We start from the raw sequence: 23500 nt of genomic DNA on the forward strand, positions 1-23500 counted from the left end.
TTCTGCGTGGAAATCAACAGCATTTCTGATTTGGACGTCTGCAATCAGCATTAAGCTTGCCTTCCGCAAGTTTATTGTTCTGCTGCCTCACTCCAATCCAGTGCTCCAAGTACGGATTTGCCACAATAAGTTCAAACTCTAGAGGTTCGTGGAGACACGCGCTGGATGAGAAACAACTCAGCGGTCAAAGCAGTCATCAGCTTCAAGTTCATTGACCCTGCCACCGCTCAAAGCGGGCTGGAATAGGCACGGAGGGGGCGTGCGACCAAGCACCAACTGCATGGACAAAAAAGCCTCGGCTGCTGTGTCATTGGTGCAGTTGCCCTAAACGACTTAAACGCTATGCTCTATTTGAAATGCACAGCCGATGTGCAAAAAGCCATCGGTTTGCACAAAAACCAACTCTCACCGATTGAGCCTTCAGATGCCCCGCTGGGGCATTGGATGGTTAACCGCTTTATGGTGGAGCGCAGGAAGGCGTATGTCTTCATGAGCGAATCCACGCTGCTGTCTTTTATTTTGCTCAGTGGCAAGGTGCCGATGACACCACAGCGTTTGCCAGACATGCTGATTGGCGGCTTGGTGCAACTGCTGCAGATGCGGGGCTTGCCCGGTGATGCGATTGCACGGGCGATTGATCCGTACATTGAATTTCGTTACGCCAAAAATGACAGCCGAGCAGCCATGGGTTGCATGAACGATATGGTGTGGCGCTATCAGTCCATGGTTGATTACATGGGCGGGCTTGCACACTGCGACCTGACTGAGATCATCTTCAAGATGAACAAAACGCCGCAACGCACCATTGGCTGGGCGAATTCTTGGGATGTGGCTGAGAGCAAGTTGCGTACTTTGTCATAGCCAGAGTTCATAGCTTGATAAGCCTGAAAGGGCTAAGTAGCAAATTTCTTGTTTACCCCTTTGTTTACCCCTCAGCCCAGAAAAGACAAAAGGACTTAGCCGATTTCTCAGCTAAGTCCTTGAATCAATTGGTCGGAGCGGCGGGATTCGAACTCGCGACCCTCTGCTCCCAAAGCAGATGCGCTACCAGGCTGCGCTACGCTCCGAACAGCACGTAGTATAACTTATTTTTGCTATCAAAATTCTGCACCAGAGATTGTGACTCACACAATCAGCAACTTTGACACGCCACTCAATACAAGCCGTATCGATTCAAAAAATAAAGTGCTGCCAAAATTCCAAAGATTGCTAGGATGGTCATGGTTCGAGTCATGAGAACACCTCCTTGTAAGCACCTCCATCGTAGCGCTTAACGGTTCACTGAAAGAAATTTCTGCAAGAAGCCGTCTAGCCCCAGGAAAGCCCTAACCTTATCAAAGCAAAGCGAAAACACCTTACGTATTTGCCGCAACACCCAGCCGACAATGCAGCGGCACACACCATGTGATGCTTACCTTGAGAGATATCCAAAAGGAGTTAGCCATGAGATACCTTCTCCCTGTCGCACTAGCCACCACCCTGCTGGGACTGACCGCCTGTAACACCACCACAAGCCACACCGGCATCCACAGCCCTGCAACTGTCTTGCAGGGTCGCCTCGTAGGGCCGCAGCAAATGACGCTGTACATCTTCGACCGTGACATAACCGGCAGTGGCAAAAGCATGTGCAACGACAATTGCGCCAAGAACTGGCCTCCACTGCTCGCACCCAGCAACGCCAAACCAATCGGCGCATGGAATGCGATCACTCGCGATGATGGCAGCAAGCAATGGGCCTACCAAGGTAAACCCTTGTACTACTGGGCTCAAGACAGCAAGCCAGGTGACACCACCGGCGATGGCGTTGGTGGCGCATGGCACATTGCCAAACCTTAGATAAAAAATTATTTTGATAGCTTTTAAAGCTTGTCAGAACTACGTAAAACCGTATTTTCTTACGTTCATAAGCAGCTGAAGCATAAAGAATAAAAGCCACTCTTATTGCAGCATGGCAAGAACGAAAAAAGGGCTAGATCTTTTGATCTAGCCCTTCAATCTTATGGTCGGAGCGGCGGGATTCGAACTCGCGACCCTCTGCTCCCAAAGCAGATGCGCTACCAGGCTGCGCTACGCTCCGACAAGATTCAGATTATAAGCAAAAATTGAATGCCATTTTGCAAAATGGTAAATTTTTCGCAAATTGTTTAACGCGATGAAGAAGGAGCTGGGCCACGGTTAGGCAGGTGACGGAAGGTGATGCGACCTTTGGTCAGATCATACGGAGACATCTCCAGAGAGACTTTGTCGCCTGCCAAGATGCGAATGTGATGCTTGCGCATTTTGCCGCCAGTGTATGCAATCAGTTGGTGACCGTTTTCCAGCGTCACACGAAAGCGCGAGTCGGGCAACACTTCAGTCACGGAGCCTTGCATTTCAATCAATTCTTCTTTTGCCATGTTCAATCAACTTTAAAGGTAGGTATCTGTTTGCGGCGCCTTTGCTTCAAACCCATGTCTTTATTACATAGACAAACGTGTGCCGTAATGCACAACGGAGAAAGGTTGCGCACGGCGCAAACCGAACAGAGGGCCTCAACGGGAAATGCAGCAAAGTCGGCCGCAAAAAATAGCGGTCAATTGTAGCTGCTAAGCCCAATTTTCTTCAGAAACAATCAAACTTATCAATCGCTCACCTACAAATTACTCTGCGTAGTGCTGATTTTTACCCATCAATGAACGTATGCGCCCATCAACGTTTTTGTGATCCGCCAATCGCCGCACTAAGTGCGCGAATCAAATCCGTCTGGGTCACGATACCTACCAATTTATGCTGAGCGTCCACAACTGGTAGGTGGTGGCAGCCTCCTGTTGAAAACAAGGGAACCAAGTCCACCAACAAGCAACTCGCCTCCACCACTTGCGTTTCAGTCTCCATAAGCGCCTCTACTTTGGCTTTTTGCGCGCTGCGCCCCGTGACCAAATGACGAATGCGCTGTGCGACCCCCTCCGGGGCATCCAGTGTGGCTTGCCGCACAAAATCAGAAATACTCACAATTCCTAAGACAACGCCATCGGCATCTACCACTGGAAGCGCTTTGACGCGCTCTTGCTTCATCAGGGCCCACGCCTCTTTTTGAGGTACTCCAGGCTCCACTGCAAAAACAGGTTGCGACATGATGTCAACACAGCGCAAGTTTCCGAAGTTGCGGTTGAAAGCAGATCGACCTGCAATGTGCATCAGCCCCTCCAGATCCGCCCGGCTAATATCCAACACTTGGTTGTAGTGCTTGAGCGCAGCATCCAGGTCTTCAGGCGCAAATACTCCGTTGCCATCGGAACTAAAGCCTCGCTTTAAACTGTGCTGAGGATGTGGATAACGCTTACCGGTGAGGGCGTTGTAAATCACCGCACACAACAGCAAAACCGCCACATTAAAAAGAATGGGGAAGGCCACTAACGCCACGCCATTGATGTGCTCCAACACCACATAGGCAGCAAAACCAGCCCCCGGCGGGTGCATGCAACGCAAAGGCACCATCAGCAAGACAGATAAACCTACTGCCACTGCACAAGCCAACGCTGTATCCGCAATCAATGCCTGAGCTGCAGCCCCCACCAACGCAGACAAGACGGTTCCCACCAAAACTGGCCACGGCTGCGCCATAGGACTAGCAGGCATGCCAAATAAGAGAACTGCACTAGCCCCGAGCGAAGACACCATCCACATGTTGCCGACACTACCTGACCACCAACGCGAAAGCATGCCCGTGACCAACAAGCCAAGCGCTACACCAAGCGCCATACGGCAGGCTTCAGAATAGCCAACACGCACGGAAGCAGGTAGAAAGTTACGAAGCCACAAACCCCAGCGGCTGAGCTGTGCACGGCTAGCATCCAGCGTGCTAGTAGGAGAGTTTTTAAAGGGATCAACCATAGTACCTAAAGCATGCGCACGAACCACGCACTCCAACAACATGCATGCAACCCATGCGATTGGGCATTTTGCCGCTCATACCACGAAGTCGGTGTCACACATAGGCATAGCCTTGGATGCTGCCGATAGAATCGGCTCTTTTGTCTTTATCTCAAACCATTCCCGTGTCTGATCGCCTCTCGGTCCTGCCCCAATATTTCCTTCCCAAAAAAGCTCTAACACAGCTGATGGGACGCCTTGCTAACTTGCAAGCAGGATCTACCACCACCGCCGTCATCAAGTGGTTCATCCAACGCTATCAAGTAGATATGTCTGAGGCTGCCAATCCAGATCCCGCAGCCTATCCGAGCTTCAATGCGTTCTTTACGCGAGCTCTGCGCCCTGGAGCGAGACCTTTGGCGCAAGCCGATTGGATTTGCCCGGTGGATGGCGCCATTAGCCAACTTGGCCCCATTCAAGGCGAGCAAATTTTTCAAGCCAAAGGGCATCATTACTCTACGCAAGCCTTGGTCGGAGGCGATGCCCAGCTCGCCGCGCAATTCCAAGATGGCAAATTCGCAACGATTTACCTAAGTCCTCGCGACTATCACCGTATTCACATGCCATGTGCAGGCAAATTGCTGAGAATGATCCACGTTCCCGGTGAGCTGTTTTCCGTAAACCCCACAACGGCACGCGGTGTCCCAGGGTTGTTTGCCCGCAATGAACGGGTCGTGTGCGTCTTCGAAGGACCGTTTGGACCATTTGTCATGGTGCTGGTGGGGGCGACCATTGTTGGCAGCATGGCAACCGTTTGGCACGGCATAGTCAATCCACCCCGCACCGGAAAAATACGAGAGTGGAACTATGCACAGCAAGACGTTCAACTGGCACAAGGCGCAGAAATGGGGCGTTTTTTACTAGGCTCCACCATTGTTTTGCTCACACCAAAAAGCGACATGCAATTCAACACTGAATGGCAGACAGCAAAGCCTGTGCGCTTGGGCGAAAGCATGGCAACACAAACTACCGCGTAAATAGGTAAAGGAGAAGCTCTGGCCCCGAGCTTCTTAGACCACCTTTTTAGTATCAGAGATACCAGTTCAATACTTCTGGACGTCGCGTGGTGGTGAACCAAGTAGGAACCAAACTCAAACGCTCAGGTTTGACAGGATCATCCTTACCCACCAAATACACCATCATCTCGCGGCGGCGCAGCACCACATGACTTACGGTTTCTTGCCTGTTGCCGGCTATCACTTTCACACCAGGTTTGAAGACTGGCATTTGAAACATGCTGGAACGCTCATGATGCACTTGAGCAGAATCTGGAGAACCGGGGCTTACTAGCAACATAAAGCATGCCTTCAAAGATACGAACAACATTCATATCGACCGCAATTTGAAAAAATTAAGTGATTTTTTCAACACCATTTAACTTACGTCTGCGCCCCCACTCAATCAACACGTCATGAGCTTCTTGGCCCGCTTTCGTCCTGACAACTTTACTTTGGCGCTGGCAGGCACTGTTTTACTTGCCAGCCTAATTCCTGCCTCAGGAAATTTTGCCCAACTGTTAGAACGGGTTACAAGCGCAGTCATTCTGGTGCTCTTTTTTTTGCATGGCAGCAAACTGTCCCGGCAAGCCATTTTGGCAGGCATTGGCCATTGGCGTCTGCACTTACTGGTCACTGCAACAACATTCGCCTTCTTTCCCCTTTTAGGCTGGCTACTGAAACCGACGCTGCAGCTCCTACTACCTCCCGAGCTTGTACTCGGCGTACTGTTTCTGTGCGCCCTTCCAGCCACTGTGCAATCAGCCATCGCGCTCACAGGTCTCGCGCGAGGCAACATTCCCGCTGCCGTTTGCAGCGCTTCAGGTTCTACGTTAATGGGGATTGTGTTCACACCGATATTGGTTGGGATGTTGCTGTCGCACTCAACCAGCGCGGGCAACCCCTTGGATGCGATGGGAAAAATTGCTGCACAGTTGCTCTTACCTTTTGTCATAGGCCATCTGCTGCGCCCTTGGACTTCCGGTCTGCTACAACGCGTAGGCAACAAGATCAAAATCGTGGATCAAGGTTCTATTTTGCTGGTGGTTTATTCGGCCTTCAGCGGCGCTGTGGTCGCTGGCCTATGGCAACAAATGCCGCTCATTTCAATGCTGACACTTTTTCTGGTGTGCGCATTGATTCTGGCCTGCTCCATGGCTTGGTGCATCTGGGCCAGCCGCCGCTTTGGCTTCACCACCGCTGATGAAGCCACCATTTTGTTCTGCGGCGCTCAAAAAAGCCTAGTTAGCGGCATCCCAATGGCCAAAGTCTTGTTTGCGGCCTCTGTCGTGGGCCCCATGGTACTGCCTGTGATGTTGTTTCACCCTATGCAACTGATGGTTTCCGCCATCGTCGCAGGGCGCTACCAGCGCAAAGCAGGCAACCCGGTAATCTAGCGCGCTTGAGAGAATTTTTTCCGCCTTCAGTCCATCTGGCGCCGCAGAACCAGAATTCCTTGCATGAAGCCGCAAGACTTTCTTAACATGCCCATGCACTCCGGTGCATAAATCATCAACTCAAAACTTTTGGGGGAGATATCTGCATGATTAAAAAATTGATCGCTATTTGCCTGGCTTTTTACGCAGCACTTGCCATGGCTGCAGTCGATGTCAACAAAGCCAGCCATAGTGACTTACAAGAAGTGAAAGGAATTGGCCCTGCAACGGCAACTCGCATCATGGATGCGCGCAAACAAGGCCCGTTCAAAAACTGGGATGACTTGATTGCTCGCGTCAAAGGGATTGCGGCGACATCGGCTAACAAGCTGTCCGACGAAGGCCTCACCGTGAACGGCCAAGCTTACAAACAAGGAGGCAAATCAGCTACCAAGCCCGCCGGCAACAACGAAAAAACCGCAAAACCCGCACAAACAGCAGGCAAAAAACAAGAGAAGAGCTGAATTTCTCCTTTATGCTTACAAAACGCCCGCCCATGGCGGGCGTTTTTGTTCCTGAGCCGCCAACACCATCAATACGCGCTCAAATTTCCATAGCACCCAAGAGACCATAGAACTATCGAACAAGCATTCATGCCGCTGATCTCTCTCATTCTTCTCCCTTTTATCGGCAGTCTTTTGGCAGCCGTTTTACCTGCGAACGCGCGGAACACGGAATCCACCCTCGCAGGCATCATTGCGCTGACTTGCACGATTCAAGCAGCGATGTTTTTCCCCGAGATTGCCGATGGCGGCGTGATACGCCAAGAGTTAATTTGGCTGCCAGCGCTTGGTTTGAATTTTGTGGTTCGCATGGATGGTTTTGCCTGGATGTTCAGCATGTTGGTGCTGGGCATAGGCTCCTTGGTTGTGCTGTATGCGCGCTATTACATGTCTCCTGCAGACCCCGTACCGCGCTTTTTCTCTTTCCTGCTTGCTTTTATGGGAGCAATGTCAGGCGTTGTGCTCTCGGGCAACATCATTCAACTGGTATTTTTCTGGGAGCTGACCAGCCTCTTTTCATTCTTATTGATCGGTTATTGGCACCACCGCCAAGATGCGCGACGGGGCGCACGCATGGCACTCACGGTAACGGGCACTGGTGGCCTTTGCATGTTTGCGGGCATGCTGATCTTGGGGCATATCGTTGGCAGCTATGACTTAGAGAACGTGCTGGCAGCAGGTGAGCAAGTTCGTGCACACGACTTGTACACCCCAATGCTGATCATGATCTTATTGGGCGCACTGACCAAAAGTGCACAGTTCCCGTTTCATTTCTGGCTCCCCCACGCCATGGCGGCCCCTACCCCCGTCTCCGCCTACTTGCACTCTGCCACAATGGTCAAGGCGGGAGTATTTCTGATGGCCCGCTTATGGCCCGTACTCGCAGGTACCGACCAGTGGTTCTGGATCGTGAGTGGCACAGGTGTCACTACGCTCTTGGTAGGCGGATTTTTTGCCATGTTCCAGCGCGACCTAAAAGGTCTGCTGGCGTATTCCACCATCTCACACCTGGGGCTCATCACACTGCTGCTGGGGCTGAACAGCCCTCTGGCAGCCGTCGCTGCCGTGTTCCACATCATGAACCATGCCACGTTCAAAGCCTCTTTGTTTATGGCAGCAGGCATTGTGGACCACGAAAGTGGCACGCGCGACATGGATCGCCTTTCAGGATTGCGCAAGATGATGCCGGTCACCGCAACGCTGGCTTGTGTAGCCAGCGCTGCGATGGCAGGCGTGCCGCTGCTCAACGGGTTCTTGTCCAAAGAAATGTTCTTTGCGGAAACGGTGTTTATAGAGACCGATCATTGGGTCAGCATCGTTTTACCTCTCGCGGCGACGATCGCCGGCATGTTCAGCGTTGCCTATTCCCTGTGCTTTACCGCTGATGTGTACTTCGGCCCCAAAGCCGTAGACCTCCCCCGCAAACCCCATGAACCCCCCCACTGGATGCGGGTGCCGGTTGAGTTGTTGGTTCTGATTTGCTTGGTGGTCGGCATCTTCCCTGCTTGGGCAGTGGGAGAATTTTTGAATGCCGCCGCATTACCGGTGGTAGGCGGCAATTTGCCCGCCTTTAGCCTGGCTGTTTGGCACGGCATCAACACCCCCTTGGTCATGAGTGTGGTGGCCTTGCTTGGCGGTATTGTTCTATATGCTGCCCTGCACTGGTTGCGCAAACAAGGTGTGCTGAGTGACTCCAGACCCTTGCTTTTCCAACTCAATGGCAAACGGATATTTGAAAATTTGATTGCACGCCTGACTTTGTTGGCTCGCAACACGCGCAGGCTGCTCAGCACGCAACATTTACAGTGGCAAATGCTGTGGCTGGTTCTGCTCGCGCTAGGTGCTGGGGTGCTGCCGCTGTGGATTCGCGGGCTTGAGTTGGGTAATCGCGCCAACTTACCGCTATCTCCCGCCTTTGTGCTGCTTTGGTCCATAGGAGGACTGTGCGCCCTAGGTGCTGCATGGAAGGCCAAATACCACCGCATGGCTTCCTTGATCATGTTGGGTGGCGCAGGGCTATGTACTTGCATCACTTTCTTGTGGTTCTCAGCACCAGATTTGGCACTTACCCAACTGGTGGTTGAAGTAGTCACCACCGTGCTGATCTTGCTCGGTCTGCGCTGGCTGCCCAAACGCGATAAAAGCTTGCGCATTCCAGCGCTATCCACCGAGCTCGCCGCACGTGCGCGCCGCTTGCGTGACCTGCTGATTGCCCTGGCTGCAGGCGGCAGCGTAGGGTGGCTGGCTTTTGCCATGATGAGCCGCCCCTTCCCAGAAAGCACCTCAACCTTTTTCTTAGAGCGTGCCCTGTCCGAAGGCGGCGGCACCAATGTGGTCAACGTCATGCTGGTGGACTTTCGTGGTTTTGACACTTTTGGGGAAATCGTCGTGTTGGGAATTGTGGCTTTGACGGTGTACGCCTTGCTGCGCCGCTTCCGACCCGCACGCGAGACCATGGATATACCCGAGCAGCAACGCTACATTCCGGGTGATCTGCAAACCGATTTGATCAACCCTCGGAATGCGGGGGATACCGCAGTTGGCTATCTGATGGTGCCAGCGGTACTGGTTCGCTTGCTGCTGCCTTTTGCCACGCTGGTTGCCATCTATCTCTTCCTGCGCGGACACAACGAACCGGGTGGCGGCTTTGTTGCCGGCTTGGTGTTCTCCGTCGCACTCCTGCTGCAATACATCATCTCTGGCACGCAATGGGTGGAAGCGCATATGCCGCTGTTCCCGCGCCGCTGGATTGGTTTCGGATTGCTGTTCGCCATCATGACGGGCATCGGCTCCATCGTGGCGGGCTACCCCTTCATGACCAGCCACACTTTCCACTTCAGTGTGCCGTGGATTGGGCAAATTCACCTTGCAAGCGCTACTTTTTTTGACATAGGAGTTTTCACTTTGGTTGTGGGTTCTACCCTGCTGATCTTGACGGCAATTGCCCACCAATCGGTGCGCGGCCACCGCTACCACGCACGTATCCAAGAAGAGCAAGCTGCTCAGCAAGGAGGCCTCTGATGGAAACCGTATTGGCAATTGCTATTGGCGTGCTTGCAGGTTCAGGGGTATGGCTGCTGTTGCGCCCGCGCACGTTTCAAGTGATCGTGGGCCTGTCTTTGCTGTCTTATGCCGTGAACCTGTTCATCTTCAGCATGGGCCGTGAAGGGCTCGCGATTGATAAGGAGCCGGTGCTGCGTCCGGGCATTCCTGAAACCTTGGCACATTACGCAGACCCCATGCCCCAAGCCTTGGTGCTAACCGCGATTGTCATTGGCTTTGCCATGACGGCCCTGTTCTTGGTGGTACTGCTTGCATCACGCGGCATGTCGGGCACTGACCATGTGGATGGCGTCAAAGCGCGCGATGTACAGGAGATGCCATGAGCTTGATTTTGGAATGGCTGGCATCCCTCATGCCACACCTCATGCTGGCGCCCATCGTGCTGCCAATGTTGACGGCGGCACTCATGCTGCTCCTCAAAGAAGAGCAGCAACAAGCCAAAATGGTGATGAATGTCGGGACTACCGCGCTAGGTTTGCTCGCGGCCATTGCCCTGCTTTTATGGGCCGATCAATCGGGCTCCAGCACCACCATGGGCGTTTATCTGCCTGGTAACTGGCAGGCACCTTTTGGGATTGTGCTGGCGGTAGACCGACTCACTGCCTTGATGCTGGTACTGACCTACAGCATCGCGCTGGCATCCAGCTTGTTCTCCACGGCGCGTTGGCACAAGGCAGGGGTGCACTTTCACCCATTGTTTCAGCTGCAGTTGATGGGCTTGTCCGGCGCTTTCCTCACTGCAGACCTGTTCAATTTATTCGTCTTCTTCGAGATCATGCTGGCGGCATCCTATGGCCTGCTGCTGCATGGCTCTGGACGCATGCGCGTGCAATCTGGCATGCACTACATTGCCATCAACCTGGCAGCGTCTTCGCTGTTCTTGATTGGCGTGTCCATGCTTTATGGCCTTACGGGTACATTGAACATGGCCGATTTGGCCCAAGCCATCCCTGAAGTGTCAGCGGCTGACCGTGGCTTGCTGCACACGGCCGCAGGCATTTTGGCAACGGCCTTTTTGATCAAGGCCGCCGTATGGCCACTGAACTTCTGGTTGGTGCCGGCTTACAGCGCCGCGACGGCACCCGTCGGTGCATTGTTCGCACTCATGACCAAGGTGGGCATCTATACCATTTTGCGTTTATGGACCCTGATGTTCTCTAGCGAAGCGGGCGACTCTGCCCTCTTTGGCTCGATGTGGCTGATTGCAGGCGGCATGGCCACCATGGTGTTTGGCGGCATTGGCACCTTGGCCGCCACCCGGCTGACGCACCTGGCAGGCTACGCCGCCATCTTGTCCTCGGGCACATTGCTCGCTGCAATTGGCTTTGGCCAAAACATGCTCACCGCAGGTTTGCTGTACTACCTGCCCAGCTCCACGCTGGCGGTGGCCATCCTCTTCTTGCTGGCAGACATCATGGACCGCTGGCGCAACGATGGAAACATCGACATTGATGATGAAGAAGCGCCCTTTCTCAACTCTGAACTGGTACCCACCCAGAGCCTGAACCTCGACGAAAACGAGCAAGTGCTGATTGGCCGCGCCATTCCTGCCTCTGCCGCTTTCCTCGGTTTGGCCTTCATCATGTGCACCTTGGTGGTGACTGGCTTGCCACCGCTATCTGGCTTCATTGGCAAATTTGCCATGCTCACCAACTTGATCAACCCCGTAGGCCTGGGCCAATCTGCGGGCTACCAAGCCGGCCCATGGGGCTGGGTGCTGATGGCGCTGATGATTGCTACAGGCTTGTTCGCCCTGATTGCACTTACGCGCGCAGGCATCCGCCATTTTTGGGCCACGCACGAGCGTGGGACACCTGAGTTGCGCATCTCTGAGGGGCTGCCGATTGCAGCGCTGATGGCCCTGTGCATGGTGCTGACGGTGAAAGCAGACTCTGTCATGCAGTACACCCAGAACGCGGCCAATACCTTGCATGCCCCCGGCACCTACATTCAAGCCGTGATGGAAACGCGACCTGTGCCTAACCCCACCATCGCTCCTAGCAGCACCCCGCCGAGCAGCGGGCAGGAGGCTCAGCCATGATGAAACGCCTCTTTCCCGCTCCCCTGCTGTCCGCCGCCTTGTTCGTGCTGTGGCTGCTGCTCAACCACTCCATGAGCAAAGGGCACATCGTGCTTGGGGCCATCCTGGGGCTCTGTATCCCCGTGCTCACGCGCGGCTTGCGCCCCCTGCCCGTGCGCGTACGCCACCCTTGGACGATCTTGAAGCTCTTTCTCACCGTGGTTGCAGACACCTCGGTGTCCAACTTTCAGGTGGTGCGCTTCTTGCTGTTTCCCAAGATGCGCAAACACCATGCTGCTTTTGTGCATGTCCCACTGGAGTTGCAAGACCCTAACGGGTTGGCGGTGCTGGCAATGATTACCTGCATCACACCGGGTACCGCGTGGGCAGAAATATCACGTGACCGCTCGATACTGCTGATGCACGTTCTGGAAGTCGATGACCCACAAACCATCGTGGAGCATGTCAAAACCAAATACGAGCGCCCACTGAGGGAGATTTTCGAATGAGCCAATGGTTAATCTGGGTACTGTCTTTGGCCCTTTTCTTCTTGGTGCTGGCGATGGCCTGCACGCTGACACGTCTACTCAAAGGCCCTTCCGCGCAAGACCGCGTTTTGGCCTTGGACTGCATGTACCTCAACGGCATGCTGGCCATGCTGGTGCTGGGTATTTTGTACAGCTCATCCATGTACTTTGAGGCTGCCTTGCTGATTGCCTTGTTTGGCTGCGTAGGCTCTACTGCCATGGCCAAATTTTTGCTGCGTGGCGAGGTGATCGAATGAATGAGATCACGCTGCCTTTGTGGGCTGAGGTGCTAATTGCCGTGCTGGTGTTGGGCGGCTCCATCGTCGCGCTGCTGGGCTCGCTGGGCCTGATGCGCCTGAAAAGCTATTTCGAGCGCGTGCACTCCCCTTCCATCATTGCCACCATGGGTTGCTGGCTGATCATGTGGGCCACCTTTGTGTTCTTCAGTGCCACCGGCCAGGGCCTTGCGCTGCATGCACTGCTGATTGCGATTTTCATCGCCGTGACAGTGCCCATCACCACCATCTTCTTGATGCGTGCTGCACTCTTTCGTGCCCGCCGTGCGGGGCGCGACGTCCCCCCCAGCATCAGCCGCATTGTGCGCAATGAGCCCCTTTCCGCAGAAGCCGTAACGGCAGACTCTGAAGCATCAAAAAGTTAAGCGCCTAGCGCTTACCCAGTAAGCGCCAGCGGGCAATTTCAACCATCAATCATGCTTCACATCATTGCCATTTGCACCGGAGCCAGTCTGGGCGCTTTGCTGCGCTGGCAGCTGGGTGTGTGGCTGACTGTGCCGGGCCAGCTGGCATGGGGCACCTTGGCGGCCAATGCACTGGGGGGGTACAGCATTGGCTTGGCGATTGCGTGGCTGGATGCCTCGCCCCACATCGATCCCATCTGGCGCTTGGCCATCATTACGGGGTTCCTGGGCGCGCTCACCACCTTCTCCAGCTTTTCGACGGAAGTCATTGCTCTGCTTCAAGCCCAGCGCTGGGGCATGGCACTGCTGTGGGCCATGCTGCATCTGGGCACGTCGTTGTGCCTGACGATTGCCGGTATTTATAGCGTGCATGCGCTGCGTTAAACGCCCTCTGCTTTTGCCTATTTTTCATGTAGCGGCGGCTTGCAATCTGCGAAGATGGCAGCTTGTTCCCGTGATAGTGCAATTGGAGATTTATGGACGCAAAAACATCCCTGCACGAGCGCTCGCTGGCAGAGGAATTGGCGCCAGTCGATGCCCCCACCACAGCCCGCGAAGCAGCTATCTCTGACCCGATGCTGCCCGATGCATATCGTTTGGCTTTTGCTGACCCGGAATTCATGGCGCGCCGTGAAGTGCGCGGTATTCGCTTCCAGCTAGAGCTACTCAAACCTGATCTGGGCCAAGCAGCCCACGGCATTCAACACACGGTCGTGGTGTATGGCAGCGCCCGGTTTGTGGATGCTGAGACGGCGCAGCAGCGCTTGGCCGCCGCGCAAGCCAATGGTGATGCGGACCAAATCCGTGTGGCCGAACGCGATGTGCGCAATGCTGTGCGCTACGAAAATGCCCGTGCTTTTGCGCGCCTGGTGGCTGAGCACAGCCAGCGCCAGCCCCAGGATCAGCGCATCTATATTTGTACCGGCGGCGGCCCCGGCATCATGGAAGCGGCCAACCGCGGTGCCTTCGAGGCAGGCGCTGACAACGTGGGGCTGAACATCTTGCTGCCGCATGAGCAGCAAGGCAACCGCTACATCACGCCCGAGTTGTGCTTCAAGTTCCACTACTTTGCGCTGCGCAAAATGCACTTCATGATGCGCGCCAAAGCCTTGGTCGCCTTCCCCGGTGGTTTTGGCACCATGGATGAGCTGTTTGAAGTGTTGACACTGGTGCAAACCACCAAGGTCAAGCCGGTGCCCATCATTTTGTTTGACACGCAATTTTGGCAACAGCTGTTCAACTTTGACCTGCTGATTGCCGAAGGCATGATCTCCCCCGAAGACCGCAAGCTGTTTCACTTTGTGGATACGCCAGAAGCTGCCTGGCAGATCATCAAAGATTTCTACCAGCTACCGCACTAAAGGCCCAAGCGGCACCCAAGCACCTACAGCAGCCTTCGGGCTGCTTTTTTGTACCCATAACGCCGCACCGCTAACTGCTGCTGCGTGGTGGCTGGGCCACGTCCTTGGGTAAATTTTCTTTGCCCAGCAGCCACGGCAGGCGCGCTGCGCCGCCCACCATGGCACCCACGGCCCAAAACAAGGCTGAGACGCCCACCACCGTGCCGATGGAGCCAAACAGCACTGGCATCAGCACGCTTGAGCCATTGATTGCCATCATGCGTAAACCCAAAGCCTCGCCCTGTCGGTGGTGCGGGGTGATCTGGTGAATCATGCTCATCACCATGGGCTGTACCGAGCCCAGCACCAGCCCCAAAGCGATGGAGCAGCCCATCATCGCCCAGGCATTGGGCATCAAGGGGTAGGCCATAAACAAGAGGCACGCGCCCAGCATGGCGCCCATCACCACCTGCCACTCGCTGACACGCTCTGACAGCAAAGGGATCAACAAGCGAATGGCCACTGCCGCCATCGCAAAAGCGCCCAAGATAGAGCCAATCAACGAGGCCGACAAGCCACGCTCATGCCCCAAGATTGGCACGACGAACGTGTGCACATCCCAGCACGACGACAAGGCCCAATTCATCAAAAGCAAGCGGCGAAAGCCCTGGTTTTCCAGCATGTCCCAGGCCGTGGTGCGCTGCGCGCTTGCAGGCTTGGGCGCAGGCGCTAGCTCCTGCACCGTACGCACCCAAAACCATGCACCCAACGGCAGCAGTGCCAGCAGCAAAAAAGCCGCCCTGAAGCCCGCGGTGCTGGCAGCTTCGCCCCCTGCATAGTCAATCAGCAAGCCCGCCAGGAACGGGCCCAGAAAGTTCGACACCGCCGGGCCAATCGCCAGCCAGCTGAACACATTACGCAGTCCCACCTTGTCGTGCGCCTGCCGACCTACATGGCGCTGCAGCGCAATAATGGCCGCGCCCGATGCGCCGCCGCTGCACAGTGCTGCCAAGCACAAGGCCGGATAAACCGGAAACACCACCGCCACTGCAGCGCCGGTGCTGGCCACCACCACGCTGATGGCCAAGGGGCGCTTCAAACCATGCCGGTCCGCATAACGCCCTGCGGGCAGCGACAAAAACACCTGCGTCAGCGCAAACAGCGCCAGCAACACCCCAACGGCCGCGGGGCTATAGCCCTCGCGCAGCGCCAGCAGTGGCGTAGCCATGCGCATGCCCGTCATGCAGGCATGGATAGAAATTTGCGCCAAGATCAGGCGCAGCAAAGCAGCATCCACGCCATCACTCGCCGTCAGGGTCTGCGGCCGCCGGGTCAGGCAGCAGCGGCGGCGCCATAGTGCCTGCAGCATCACCGGCCGGTGCTGCGCTGGGCAGCTCTTGCACGGTGCGCAGCCTGCGCTGGATGGCGCGGGTGCGCACATCCACTTGCTCAAATTTTTTGGCGGCCGCATCAATGGATTTGCGGGTGGCTTCCACCACTTCGCCAAACTTGGCGAACTCGGTTTTCACCTGCCCCAGCACGCCCCACACCTCGGAAGAGCGCTTTTCAATGGCCAGTGTCTTGAAGCCCATTTGCAAGCTATTGAGCATGGCAGCCAAATTGGCAGGGCCAGTGATGACCACGCGGCAGTCGTTTTGCACCGCTTCCACCAGCCCCGGCCGGCGCATTACCTCGGCAAACAGCCCTTCGGAGGGCAGATACATCACCGCAAAATCGGTGGTGAATGGCGGCGCCACATATTTGCTCGCAATTTTTTTGGCCTCGTTGCGGATCGAGCTCTCCAGCGCATTGCCTGCACTGGCTACCGCCTGCTTGTCTGCCGCATCCAGCGCATCTTGCAAGCGCTGGTAGTGCTCCACCGGGTATTTCGCATCAATGGGCAACCACACCGGGTGTTCATCGTCGCGCCCAGGCAAGCGGATGGCAAATTCCACCAGTTCATCACTGCCCGGCACGGTTTTCACGTTGCGCGCGTACTGCTCGGGGGTGAGCACGTTGTCGATGATGCCGCCCAGTTGCACTTCGCCCCATGTGCCACGGGTTTTCACATTGGTCATCACGCGTTTCAGGTCGCCGACGCTGCTGGCCAGCGATTGCATCTCGCCCAGCCCTTTGTGTACCTGCTCCAGGCGGTCGCTGACCAGTTTGAAGGATTCCCCCAAACGCTGTTCCAGGGTGGCGTGCAGCTTTTCGTCCACGGTGCGGCGCATTTCTTCCAGCTTGGCGGCATTGTCGGCCTGAATGGTAGCCAGCCGCTCATTGAGCGTGCCACGCAGCTGTTCGGCCGTCTGGTGGCTGTCTTGGTTGAGCCGTTGCAGCTGCAGGGCCAACGCTTGTTGCAGCTGCGCAAAATGCTGCTGCAACTCTTGGCGGCTGTGGCGCGCTTCCTCGGTCTGGCGCTGCATGTGGGTGCCCACCAACTCCCGCAGGCTGTCCGCAGCAGCGGTTTGGTTGTGCCCCAAGCTGTGCACCAGGCCCTGCACTTGCTGGCCCATGCTGCCCAGCGCACCGTCACTTTTGGCAATGGCCATCTGTGTCAGCTGCAGCGCGCGCTCCAGGTGCTCCAGCCGCTCCAACATGTCCAGATCTGCAGGCGCTGGCCGGGGCTTGAGCCAGTGCAGCAATTGCACCACCAGCACCAGCAGCAGCCCACCCAGCAACAGCCAAGGCATCCAGTCCACACAGACTCCTTCAAAATAAATAGCTGCTAGCGCAAGCAAACACTAGCTTTCAAATAGTTTTCTATTTGAAAGCCTTATTTGGCATACGCAAGCAGCTATGGTTTACACCGCCCAACGTTGGGCTTTGGCCGCATCGTTGGGCGTATTCACAGGGGTCAGCGGCTGCTGGCCATCCAGCACTGCCACCAGGTTGTCGGCAGCCAACTGGGCCATGGCGCGGCGTGTGGCCGTGGTAGCGCTGGCAATGTGCGGGGTAAGCACCACGTTGGGCACCGTCAGCAAGTCAGGGTGTACTCGGGGCTCGCCCTCAAACACATCCAGGCCCGCCGCTGCAATGCGCTGCTCTTTCAACGCCTGCGCCAGCGCGGCATCATCCACAATGCCGCCGCGCGCAATATTGATGAGCGTGGCGGTGGGCTTCATCTGCGCCAGCTCTGCCGCGCCAATGGTGTGGTGGTTTTCCGGTGTGTAAGGCAGCACCAGCACCACGTGGTCTGCCGTTTGCAGCAACTCTTGTTTGCTGACATAGGCCGCCTTGCATTCCGCCTCCAGCTCTGGCGTCAGGCGCGAACGGTTGTGATAGACCACCTTCATGCCAAAACCGTATGCCCCACGCTTGGCAATGCCCTGCCCAATGCGGCCCATACCAATAATGCCCAGCGTGCTGCCATGCACTTCAGCGCCCGCAAACAAGTCGTAGCGCCACTCCTTCCACAGGCCTGCGCGCAGGTAGTGCTCGCTTTCGGTCACGCGGCGGGCTGTAGCCATCAGCAGGGCAAAGCCAAAGTCGGCCGTGGTTTCGGTCAGCACATCTGGTGCGTTGGTGGCCTGCACGCCCGCCGCCGTGAGTGCAAGCACATCAAAATTGTTGTAGCCCACCGCCATATTGGCAACCGCTTTGAGTTGCGGGCACGCCGCCAGCAAAGCACCGTCAATCGACTGGCTGCCGGTGGTCAGTACACCGTCTTTGCCTTGCAACTGCTGCACCAGCTCTTGGGGTGACCACACGGTGTCGTCTTGGTTGGCCTGCACTTCAAAGTGCTGCTGCAAAAATGCCACCACCTCAGGGTGGATGGCACGTGCGACCAGGATGCTTGGTTTGCGCATAGTTTTAGAACCAGATAAATGTCATCACCACAAACAACGGCACCAAGATGCCGACCGACCACAGCATGTAGCCAAAGAAGCTGGGCATGGCCACGCCGCGATCTTCCGCAATCGCTTTGACCATCAGGTTGGGTGCGTTACCAATGTATGAGTTCGCCCCCATGAACACGGCACCCGCAGAAATCGCCACCAGCGTAGGCGCCAAGGCGGTCATCAGCACCGCAGGGTCACCGCCCGCCGTGTTGAAGAACACCAGATAGGTGGGAGCGTTGTCCAGGAAGGAAGACAGCGTACCGGTCGCCCAGAAATACATCGCCACATTGGGTGTGCCATCTGAGTTGGTGACTGCTCGCACCACCGCACCAAACGGGCCATCCACACCCGCTTTGAGCATGGCAATTACGGGGATGATGGTCAGGAAAATACCGGCAAACAGCTTGGCCACTTCTTGCATCGGCCCCCAGCCAAACTGGTTGTTGGCGTGCACCGATTGAGGTGTCAGCAACAAAGACAGTACCGCCACCGCGATCAGGCCCACGTCACGCACCACACCGGGCAAACCCACCTCTGTGCCCGCGATGGTGAACACCACATCCGACTTCCACATGCCGCTGAGCAGCACCAGACCCACCACCACAGCCAGCCAGGCAAAGTTGAGCTTGCCGTCAAAACCAATCGCTTCGCGGGCCTGCGCGCTCTGTGCCACAGGCAACTGGTTGCTGTCGTTCTTGCACAGCCAGGTATCCAGCACGAAGAACATGGCCAGCAGCACGCCCACGAGGAACAGTGCCTGGGGCCAGATGTGCAGCAGCGTCCAGCTGAAGTCCACGCCCTTCAAAAAGCCCAAGAACAGCGGCGGATCGCCCAGCGGTGTGAGTGAGCCCCCCGCGTTGGAGACGATGAAGATAAAAAACACCACAATGTGCACCACCTTGCTGCGGTGCGCATTCGCGCGAATCAGCGGGCGAATCAGCAGCATGGACGCGCCGGTCGTACCCATAAAGCTGGCCAGCACGGCGCCAATCGCCAAGATGGCGGTGTTGAGCAACGGCGTGCCCGTCAAACTGCCGCGAATGTAAATGCCGCCCGCCACCACATACAAAGCCGTGAGCAAAATCACAAACGGCAGATACTCGGCCAGCAGCGCATGCACAAAGTTGGCAACGGCCGCGCCCATGCCATAAAACAGCACCAGCGGAATCAAAAAAGCCAGCGCCCAGGCTGCGGTGACTTTGCCAAAGTGGTGGTGCCAGAAATTGGGCGCCAGCAAAGGCATCAGCGCAATCGACAACAACAGCCCCGCAAATGGAATGGCCCACGCCCCCCCCAGGCTTGCGCCATTCAATTCTGCGGCTTGGGCCCAAGCGGGCAGCATGGCCAGCAGGCCGGTGATCGCTGCAAAACGCACCATCTTCATGCAGTAGTCTCCTCTGGAATTTCAAATACTTGGCGCAAGTACGCCAGGTACTTTTTATCGTCACACATGCTCTTGCCCGGGGCATCGGAGAGCTTGGCCACGGGCTGGCCATTGCAGCGCGTCATTTTGATCACGACTTGCAAGGGCTCATAGCCCAAGTCGTTGGTCAAATTGGTACCAATACCAAATGCCAGCTGGCAGCGGCCATGAAAGCGCTGGTACAGCGCAATCGTTTTAGGGATGGTGAGCGCATCGCTAAAAATCAACGTCTTGTTCAAGGGGTCTACGCGGTTGGCGCGGTAGTGCTCCAGCATGCGCTCACCCCAGGCAAACGGGTCTCCGCTGTCATGGCGGGCTCCGTCAAAGAGCTTGCAAAAATACAGGTCAAAGTCGCGCAAAAACGCGCTCATGCCATACACATCGGACAAGGCAATACCCAAGTCTCCACGGTATTCTTTGGCCCATGACTCCAAGCCAAACACTTGGCTGTCACGCAGCCGTGGGCCCAACGCTTGGCAGGCCTGCAAAAATTCATGCGCCATGGTGCCCAGCGGCGTAATTCCCAGGCGCATCGCATACAGCACGTTGCTGGTGCCAGCGAACTGCCCTGGCCCATGCCCGGGTGTCGGGCGTTTGCTGCCTGTTCCCAATTTGGCGCACAACACACGCAGCACCTCTTCGTGCCAAGCGCGGCTAAAGCGGCGGCGCGTGCCGTAGTCGGCAATCTTCAGGCCCTCCAGCGTATCGCCGCGCAGCAACTGAATTTTCTCTTCCAGGCGACGGCGCCCCTCCAGAAAATCAGGCACCGGCTGGGTATTGCGGAAATACACCTCATTGACGATGGCCAGCACCGGGATCTCAAAAGGAATCACATGCAGCCACGGGCCTTGAATGGCGATGTCAATCTCACCGCTGTCCAATGCCCTGACAGTGATGTACTTTTCATTGAGCTTAAAAAGGCTCAAGAAATCCACAAAGTCGCTTTTGATAAAACGAAGTGAGCGCAGATATTCCAGCTCCGCAGGCTGGAACTGCAACTGACACAGTGCGCGAATTTCTTCCCGAATTTCATGCACAAAAGGCGCCAAACGCACACCGGGGTTGCGACATTTGAACCGGTACTCCACCTGCGCACCCGGAAATTGGTGCAGCACCGCCTGCATCATGGTGAACTTGTACAGGTCGGTATCCAACAAACTGGTAATGATCATGGCTGGCAAGCAGGGGCGAAAGTCACAGTGTAGGCCAATCTGCGGGCATTGCGCCGCAAGGCTCCAGCATGAAAACCCATTAACTCCGTTGGTGCGCAAGCGCTAAGCGCTATGAAAAATCTTGTTGATGCGCGGGTATCTGCAGCGGCTCCAGCGCGGCACGCAGATTCGCCGGCAAAGCACAAGGCTTGCGCGTGGCCTTGCCTACATACACGTGTACAAAATGCCCGATGGCGGCACACATCGGCTCGCCCTGCGCAAACAAGCCAATTTCATAGCGCACGCTGCTGCTCCCGAGCTTGGCAACACGCAATCCCGCCTGAACCGTTTGCGGAAATGCCAGCGGTGCAAAGTAATTGCATTGGGTCTCGATCACCAAGCCAATTGTTTCACCGTGGTGAATGTCCAAAGCACCTTGGGCAATCAGATAGGCATTCACCGCCGTATCAAACCAACTGTAGTACACAACGTTGTTCACATGACCATACACATCGTTATCCGACCATCGCGTGGGAATGTCGCGAAAAACACGGAATGCACTGCGCGGCTGCGGCACAGGCCGAAAAGATGGGGATGCTGCTTGGAGGGCTGTTTGCGTCATAGCGCGCCATTTTGCGGCGTGACACGCAAAAACGCATTCAACCAGGTGACAGCGTAGGCCGACAGCGCCAAGGCGACAGGCGGCCTTTATTTTGGCGCACTCACTACCGTTCGTCGTGTTTTACAGTTTTTTTGCTGCAGTGCACAAAAATCACTTGCACCAAAGTGAGGCTTGCTCAAAAATACGCCCCATGCTGCGCTGCAACATGAAATTTGACAGAGTGCAGCTGCTATCCCGATCCTCCCTTTTTTACTGCTGGAGCACACCATGGCACTGACACCTGAACAAATCACCGCTGCACACAAAGCCAACATCGAAACGCTGTTTGGTTTGACCACCAAAGCCTTTGAAGGCGTGGAAAAAATTGTCGAACTGAACGTGGCTGCGTCACGTGCAGCTTTGGCCGAAGCCGCCACCCATACCCAAGCCCTGTTGAACGTGAAAGACGCCCAGGAATTGCTGGCCTTGCAAAGCAGCTTTTTCCAGCCTTTGGCCGAGAAAACCGCCGCTTACAACCGCCACCTCTACAACATCGCCACAAGCACGTCTGCTGAAGTGACCAAGGCTTTGGAATCCAAAGCTGGCGAATTCCAGCAAAGCTTCAACAGCTTGGTGGAATCGACTGCCAAGAATGCACCTGCTGGTTCTGAAACAGCCGTGGCCGTGATGAAAAGCGCTGTGTCTGCTGCCAACAACGCATTCGAAAGCGTACAAAAGGCAGTCAAGCAAGCTTCGGATCTGGCTGAAGCCAACCTGAAAGCAGTGACCACCACTGCCGCCGCAGCAGCGCAAGCCCCTGCGGCACGCAACAAAGCCTGATTTTTTTACAGCCTTTGTGCTGCGATCTAGACAAAGTCTAGGGTTTACCCTAGAATACGCATATCGATCAATTCATTGATCTCCAGTTGTCTCCTTGGATCCTCTTGAAACCCCCGTTTCTTGGATCCTTTTAAACCCGGTTTAAAGACCGGGTTTTTTTTCATCCATACACAGCGACCATGTATGGCAATACCCAGCAAGCCCCTTCATAATTGACGTTTACGTCAACAACAATCAAGGAGCAACAACATGGAAATTCATGACAAGGTTTTCATTGTGACGGGAGGAGCATCAGGCTTGGGCGAAGGCACAGCCCGCATGCTGGCAACACATGGAGCCAAAGTAGTGATTGCAGATATGCAAATCGATAAAGGCCAAGCCGTAGCCGATGAGCTGGGCGCCGTCTTTGTGAAATGCGATGTCAGCAACGAAGCTGATGCGCAAGCAGTGGTTCAGCAGGCGACCTCGCTAGGCAAACTCATGGGATTGGTGAACTGTGCGGGCATTGCACCCGCCGAAAAAACTGTCGGTAAAAATGGGGCCCACAGTTTGTCGCTCTTTCAGAAAGTCATTCAAGTGAATCTGATTGGCAGCTTCAACATGATCCGCCTGGCATCTGAAGCCATGTGCAAAAACACCCCAGAGCCCACTGGCGAGCGTGGCGTGATCATCTCTACCGCCAGCGTCGCTGCTTATGACGGTCAAATTGGTCAAGCTGCTTACGCCGCATCCAAGGGCGGGATCGTCGGAATGACTTTACCGATTGCGCGTGACCTGGCGCGCAACGGCATCCGCAACATGACTATTGCTCCCGGCATCTTTGGAACCCCCATGCTGTTTGGCATGCCCCAAGAAGTACAGGACGCACTGGCTGCAGGCGTTCCATTTCCCAGCCGTCTCGGCACACCCCAAGACTATGCGAAACTGGCAAAGCACATTATTGAAAATGACATGCTCAACGGCGAAGTAATCCGCCTTGATGGCGCTATTCGCTTGGCCCCCAAATAACCAGCACGAATACATTTACACATAAAAAAACCGCTTTTCCGGGCGGTTTTTTTATTCAACGTAATAATTTTTGCACAATGAAAAACCACATTAACTTGCATTAATGTGGTTTGTAATTTGGCGGAGTGGACGGGACTCG

24 protein-coding genes and 2 tRNA genes are annotated in these 23500 nt (G+C 55.6%); 15 read left to right on the forward strand and 11 right to left on the reverse strand.

Features of this window, described 5'->3' with window-relative positions; translation table 11 throughout:
- Window positions 1–342: 342 nt before the first annotated feature.
- The gene (locus B3R00_RS01415) at window positions 343–861 is read left to right on the forward strand and encodes a DUF6933 domain-containing protein (RefSeq protein ID WP_286997010.1); all 519 of its coding nucleotides are present in this window, start codon (window positions 343–345) and stop codon (window positions 859–861) included.
- A gap of 129 nt (window positions 862–990) precedes the next feature.
- Here B3R00_RS01415 and B3R00_RS01420 read toward each other — a convergent pair.
- Window positions 991–1067, reverse strand: a tRNA-Pro gene (locus B3R00_RS01420).
- A 376-nt stretch (window positions 1068–1443) separates the two neighbouring features.
- Between B3R00_RS01420 and B3R00_RS01425 the strand changes: the two genes are divergently transcribed.
- Window positions 1444–1836, forward strand: a complete 393-nt coding sequence (locus tag B3R00_RS01425; protein ID WP_286997011.1) for a hypothetical protein — start codon at window positions 1444–1446, stop codon at window positions 1834–1836.
- 164 nt (window positions 1837–2000) lie between these two features.
- Here the strand turns inward: B3R00_RS01425 and B3R00_RS01430 are convergent.
- From B3R00_RS01430 to B3R00_RS01440, 3 genes are all read right to left on the reverse strand, one after another.
- Window positions 2001–2077, reverse strand: a tRNA-Pro gene (locus B3R00_RS01430).
- Window positions 2078–2144: 67 nt separating this feature from the next.
- Entirely contained in the window at window positions 2145–2396 is a 252-nt protein-coding gene (infA, locus tag B3R00_RS01435) for a translation initiation factor IF-1 (protein WP_174863455.1), read from the reverse strand.
- 292 nt (window positions 2397–2688) lie between these two features.
- Entirely contained in the window at window positions 2689–3873 is a 1185-nt protein-coding gene (locus B3R00_RS01440; protein WP_286997013.1) for an HPP family protein, read from the reverse strand.
- A 164-nt stretch (window positions 3874–4037) separates the two neighbouring features.
- On the opposite strand from B3R00_RS01440, the gene asd reads away from it, so the two are divergent.
- Window positions 4038–4889, forward strand: a complete 852-nt coding sequence (gene asd / locus B3R00_RS01445; RefSeq protein ID WP_286997015.1) for an archaetidylserine decarboxylase — start codon at window positions 4038–4040, stop codon at window positions 4887–4889.
- A 52-nt stretch (window positions 4890–4941) separates the two neighbouring features.
- On the opposite strand, the gene B3R00_RS01450 is transcribed toward asd, so the two are convergent.
- Complete coding sequence (locus B3R00_RS01450; RefSeq protein WP_286997017.1) at window positions 4942–5238, reverse strand: hypothetical protein; 297 nt, start codon at window positions 5236–5238, stop codon at window positions 4942–4944.
- A gap of 85 nt (window positions 5239–5323) precedes the next feature.
- Here B3R00_RS01450 and B3R00_RS01455 point away from each other — a divergent pair, with 85 nt between their 5' ends.
- From B3R00_RS01455 to B3R00_RS01500, 10 genes are all read left to right on the forward strand, one after another.
- A complete protein-coding gene (locus B3R00_RS01455) occupies window positions 5324–6304 on the forward strand; it encodes a bile acid:sodium symporter family protein (RefSeq protein ID WP_286997018.1) in 981 nt (326 codons plus the stop codon).
- 146 nt (window positions 6305–6450) lie between these two features.
- Entirely contained in the window at window positions 6451–6807 is a 357-nt protein-coding gene (locus B3R00_RS01460; RefSeq protein ID WP_286997019.1) for a ComEA family DNA-binding protein, read from the forward strand.
- Between the two features lie 129 nt (window positions 6808–6936).
- The gene (locus tag B3R00_RS01465; protein WP_286997020.1) at window positions 6937–9867 is read left to right on the forward strand and encodes a monovalent cation/H+ antiporter subunit A; all 2931 of its coding nucleotides are present in this window, start codon (window positions 6937–6939) and stop codon (window positions 9865–9867) included.
- Entirely contained in the window at window positions 9867–10232 is a 366-nt protein-coding gene (locus B3R00_RS01470) for a Na+/H+ antiporter subunit C (RefSeq protein WP_174863452.1), read from the forward strand. The genes B3R00_RS01465 and B3R00_RS01470 overlap by 1 nt, the downstream gene beginning before the upstream one ends.
- Window positions 10229–11950 carry a monovalent cation/H+ antiporter subunit D gene (locus B3R00_RS01475; protein WP_286997022.1) on the forward strand — a complete coding sequence of 574 codons (1722 nt, stop codon included), beginning with the start codon at window positions 10229–10231 and terminating at the stop codon, window positions 11948–11950. The genes B3R00_RS01470 and B3R00_RS01475 overlap by 4 nt, the downstream gene beginning before the upstream one ends.
- Window positions 11947–12438 (forward strand): Na+/H+ antiporter subunit E, encoded by a 492-nt coding sequence (locus B3R00_RS01480; protein WP_286997023.1) that lies wholly within the window; start codon window positions 11947–11949, stop codon window positions 12436–12438. The genes B3R00_RS01475 and B3R00_RS01480 overlap by 4 nt, the downstream gene beginning before the upstream one ends.
- The gene (locus B3R00_RS01485; protein WP_174863450.1) at window positions 12435–12713 is read left to right on the forward strand and encodes a K+/H+ antiporter subunit F; all 279 of its coding nucleotides are present in this window, start codon (window positions 12435–12437) and stop codon (window positions 12711–12713) included. The genes B3R00_RS01480 and B3R00_RS01485 overlap by 4 nt, the downstream gene beginning before the upstream one ends.
- Window positions 12710–13117, forward strand: a complete 408-nt coding sequence (locus B3R00_RS01490) for a monovalent cation/H(+) antiporter subunit G (protein ID WP_286997026.1) — start codon at window positions 12710–12712, stop codon at window positions 13115–13117. The genes B3R00_RS01485 and B3R00_RS01490 overlap by 4 nt, the downstream gene beginning before the upstream one ends.
- A gap of 51 nt (window positions 13118–13168) precedes the next feature.
- On the forward strand, window positions 13169–13540 hold the full coding sequence (gene crcB, locus B3R00_RS01495; protein ID WP_286997028.1) for a fluoride efflux transporter CrcB: 372 nt from the start codon (window positions 13169–13171) through the stop codon (window positions 13538–13540).
- 92 nt (window positions 13541–13632) lie between these two features.
- Window positions 13633–14517, forward strand: a complete 885-nt coding sequence (locus tag B3R00_RS01500; RefSeq protein ID WP_286997030.1) for a TIGR00730 family Rossman fold protein — start codon at window positions 13633–13635, stop codon at window positions 14515–14517.
- 70 nt (window positions 14518–14587) lie between these two features.
- Here B3R00_RS01500 and B3R00_RS01505 read toward each other — a convergent pair whose 3' ends face one another.
- From B3R00_RS01505 to B3R00_RS01530, 6 genes are all read right to left on the reverse strand, one after another.
- Window positions 14588–15793, reverse strand: a complete 1206-nt coding sequence (locus tag B3R00_RS01505) for an MFS transporter (RefSeq protein WP_286997032.1) — start codon at window positions 15791–15793, stop codon at window positions 14588–14590.
- Window positions 15794–15797: 4 nt separating this feature from the next.
- A complete protein-coding gene (locus B3R00_RS01510; protein ID WP_286997039.1) occupies window positions 15798–17189 on the reverse strand; it encodes a DNA recombination protein RmuC in 1392 nt (463 codons plus the stop codon).
- A 111-nt stretch (window positions 17190–17300) separates the two neighbouring features.
- Window positions 17301–18305, reverse strand: coding sequence for a 2-hydroxyacid dehydrogenase (locus B3R00_RS01515; protein WP_286997033.1), 1005 nt, complete (start codon window positions 18303–18305; stop codon window positions 17301–17303).
- A 4-nt stretch (window positions 18306–18309) separates the two neighbouring features.
- Entirely contained in the window at window positions 18310–19722 is a 1413-nt protein-coding gene (locus B3R00_RS01520; RefSeq protein WP_286997034.1) for a sodium:proton antiporter, read from the reverse strand.
- Window positions 19719–20933: a nicotinate phosphoribosyltransferase gene (gene pncB / locus B3R00_RS01525; protein WP_286997035.1), complete on the reverse strand. Its 1215-nt coding sequence runs from the start codon at window positions 20931–20933 to the stop codon at window positions 19719–19721. The genes B3R00_RS01520 and pncB overlap by 4 nt, the downstream gene beginning before the upstream one ends.
- A 109-nt stretch (window positions 20934–21042) precedes the next feature.
- Window positions 21043–21534 carry an acyl-CoA thioesterase gene (locus B3R00_RS01530; protein WP_286997036.1) on the reverse strand — a complete coding sequence of 164 codons (492 nt, stop codon included), beginning with the start codon at window positions 21532–21534 and terminating at the stop codon, window positions 21043–21045.
- Window positions 21535–21801: 267 nt separating this feature from the next.
- Here B3R00_RS01530 and B3R00_RS01535 point away from each other — a divergent pair, with 267 nt between their 5' ends.
- Both B3R00_RS01535 and B3R00_RS01540 read left to right on the forward strand, forming a co-directional pair.
- Window positions 21802–22353 (forward strand): phasin family protein, encoded by a 552-nt coding sequence (locus B3R00_RS01535; RefSeq protein WP_219162172.1) that lies wholly within the window; start codon window positions 21802–21804, stop codon window positions 22351–22353.
- Window positions 22354–22602: 249 nt separating this feature from the next.
- Window positions 22603–23361 (forward strand): 3-hydroxyacyl-CoA dehydrogenase, encoded by a 759-nt coding sequence (locus B3R00_RS01540; protein WP_286997037.1) that lies wholly within the window; start codon window positions 22603–22605, stop codon window positions 23359–23361.
- Window positions 23362–23500 lie beyond the last annotated feature (139 nt).

Source organism: Comamonas sp. UBA7840 (genome assembly GCF_002501455.1).
GTDB classification, from domain to species: domain Bacteria; phylum Pseudomonadota; class Gammaproteobacteria; order Burkholderiales; family Burkholderiaceae_C; genus Comamonas; species Comamonas jiangduensis.